The following is a 2,877-nucleotide window of genomic DNA, read 5'->3' as shown; positions in this document are numbered from 1 at the left end:
GGTTCGTTGATGATGCGCTTCACGTCCAGACCGGCGATACGGCCCGCGTCTTTCGTAGCCTGACGCTGGCTGTCGTTAAAGTAAGCCGGAACCGTAATGACGGCTTCAGTCACTTCTTCGCCGAGATAGTCTTCAGCGGTCTTCTTCATCTTGCGCAGCACTTCAGCCGAGATTTGCGGCGGTGCCAGTTTTTGATCGCGGGCTTCGACCCAGGCGTCGCCGTTGTCGGCGCGCACGATCTTGTAAGGCATCAACGCGATGTCCTTTTGCACTTCTTTTTCGTCGAACCGGCGACCGATCAGCCGTTTGACTGCGTACAACGTGTTCTTCGGGTTCGTGACCGACTGACGCTTCGCCGGCGCGCCGACGAGAATTTCGTTGTCATCCACATAAGCAATGATCGACGGCGTGGTGCGCGTGCCTTCCGCGTTCTCAATCACCTTGACCGTGTTGCCTTCCATGATCGCGACGCACGAGTTCGTCGTGCCCAGATCGATACCAATGATTCTGCCCATTTTTATCACTCTCCTGACTTTGATTGCAGTGCTTCCCGCATTGTAGGTTTATCGGATTTCTCGTTGAACCTACATGCGGCCGCTTAAAATTTAACCCTGTACGCCAAGTTGGAGCGTTCGCATCTTGCTCAATAGCAAAGACCGACGCGCTCCCGCATTTATCCAGCTAATTTGAAGCTTTCCTCCCGGAATCCGTCTGCAACAAAAAGTCATGTTGGCAAACAGCAATCGACTTTCACACCGCGTGATATAGAAATGACATCAATTCGTCCAAACAAGAGCTTTACGTCGGGGCGGCAACCGTCACAAGGGCCGGACGCAGCATGCGCCCGGCGATCACATAGCCTTTTTGCAGCACCTTCACAACCGTGTTAGGTTCTTGATCAGCCGGCACTATCGATATCGCCTGATGCACATGCGGATCGAACTTTTCGCCGACAGGATTCACTTCAACAATGCGGCCCTTTTCAAATGCGCCGGTCAACTGCCGCAGTGTGATTTCAATGCCCTCGCGCACCTTCTCGAGGTCATTAGATGAATGTGCGAGCGCCGCCTCCAAGCTATCGAGCACGGGTAGCAGATTCTCAGCAAAGTTTTCAATAGCGAATTTGTGGGCCTTCTGCACGTCTTCCCGCGCCCGGCGCCGCACGTTTTCTGTCTCGGCTTTCGCGCGCAAAAATTCTTCCTGTAACGATGTAGCTGCAGCTTGTGCTTCCGCAAGCAGCGCTCTAGTTTCAGAGAGGGCACGAGCTTGCGGTTCGCAGAGGCCGTCTGGCGCGTCGGGCTGCTGGATAGATTCAGCGTCCGTAGCGGAGGAGCTCATGGGAGGCTGGTTAGCAGAATTTTCTGGCATTGTTTCCACTTCACTCGAGACTTCTCTAAGGATGAAATCGAACTAGAAATCGACTCGGATGGTCGACACCGTTATCTTAGTTGTGATAGTCCCTTGCATGGAAGGATCGGAAACTACTCAGTCGGGAGAGCATTCAATCCCAACTCGTAAGTCATTGGTGGTGAGAAAACCGAAGAGCGCGGGCAGGTTGTAGACGAACTGGCATCTTCATTGCACGATCGTCATTCTGTGCGTTTGATGGCACCTGCGCGACGAACTCAGCCTTCGCGGTCTGGCCGAGATGCTTGACGGGAGCTGGTTTGTCGTCTTTCACCCAACGATCCAAAGCTGTGTGAGGTGTTACGTGTTACGCGCGAGAGTGTTACGCGCGAGAGTTCGTCAAAAGTTGAAACCGCTTTAGCACGCCCGTACCGATCGCGGCTAGCGAATGATATTGGCAGCTTTCCGACTCCTGAAAACAAGCACAGCGAGACGTCGCGGCCTACATGAATATGATTTTGATGGCATTAAGTAGGAGGCGGGAGTGATCAGCCTGAAAAAGAGCGTCGCAAGAATCCGGGGCTAGTTTCACTCACCGTCCGGAGTTCGATGTCACATGTTTAGGCCTGAGTAGTTTCCGATCCTCTCGCTGCGGGGCTCCGGGGACTATGCTTATTATCGTGGGGAGATGGCTTAGAGGTGGCTCCGGGAATCTGGACAGTCGGTTAGGTGGAATCGCTGGGTTCTGAGATTGGCATAATGGCTACAAAGGAAACCAGACGATGACGAAGAGAACCCGGCGCACGCACTCAGCGGCGTTCAAGGCGAAGGTGGCACTGGCAGCAGTACGTGGGGAGCGCACTCTGGCAGAATTGGCGCAGCAGTTTGAGGTTCATCCGAACCAGATCACGGAATGGAAGCGGCAGTTGCAAGAGCGAGCGGCCGATGTGTTCGGCGCGGCGGGCGCGCCCGTCAGTGAGCCGCCGGTGGATCTGAAGACGCTGCACGCAAAGATCGGCCAATTGGCGCTGGAGAACGATTTTTTATCCGGCGCGCTCGGCAAGGCAGGCCTGCTGAGCGGAAAGAAATGATTGATCGTGCCCACCCCTTGCCGGTTTCCCGGCAAGTCAAGCTAGTCGGCATCAGCCGATCCAGTGCGTACTACGCGCCGAGCCCAGTCAGTGGCGCGGATCTGGCGCTCATGCGCCGCATCGACGAGTTGCACCTGGAGCATCCGTTTGCCGGCGCGCGCATGCTGATGCGCCTGCTCAAGCGAGAGGGCATAGTGGTCGGACGCAAGCACGTCGGCACGTTGATGCGCAAAATGGGCATTGAGGCGCTGTATCGCAAGCCGAACCTGAGCCGCAAACATCTGGCGCACAAGATCTGGCCGTACCTGCTGCGCGATCGGAAGATCGAGCGCAGCAATCAGGTGTTCGCACTGGACACGACCTACGTGCCTATGGCACAGGGCTTCGTATATCTGACTGCTGTGATCGATTGGGCTAGCCGTCGTGTTTTAGCGCACCG

2 protein-coding genes and 1 pseudogene are annotated in these 2,877 nt (G+C 55.6%); 1 reads left to right on the top strand and 2 read right to left on the bottom strand.

The annotated features are described in order from the left end of the window. Both BSU04_RS30760 and grpE read right to left on the bottom strand, forming a co-directional pair. The coding region (locus tag BSU04_RS30760; protein ID WP_179258488.1) for an Hsp70 family protein at positions 1-515 on the bottom strand (515 nt) is incomplete at its 3' end. Positions 516-798: 283 nt separating this feature from the next. Then, the gene (gene grpE, locus BSU04_RS30755; RefSeq protein ID WP_373452892.1) at positions 799-1,377 is read right to left on the bottom strand and encodes a nucleotide exchange factor GrpE; all 579 of its coding nucleotides are present in this window, start codon (positions 1,375-1,377) and stop codon (positions 799-801) included. Between the two features lie 752 nt (positions 1,378-2,129). Here grpE and BSU04_RS48095 point away from each other — a divergent pair. After that, positions 2,130-2,877, top strand: a pseudogene (locus tag BSU04_RS48095) (IS3 family transposase); the annotation flags it as partial.

Source organism: Caballeronia sordidicola (assembly GCF_002220365.1).
In the GTDB taxonomy this organism is placed as follows: domain Bacteria; phylum Pseudomonadota; class Gammaproteobacteria; order Burkholderiales; family Burkholderiaceae; genus Caballeronia; species Caballeronia sordidicola_C.
The sequence above is the reverse complement of the archived record's forward strand: the minus strand, read 5'-3'. Positions and strand labels throughout refer to the sequence as shown.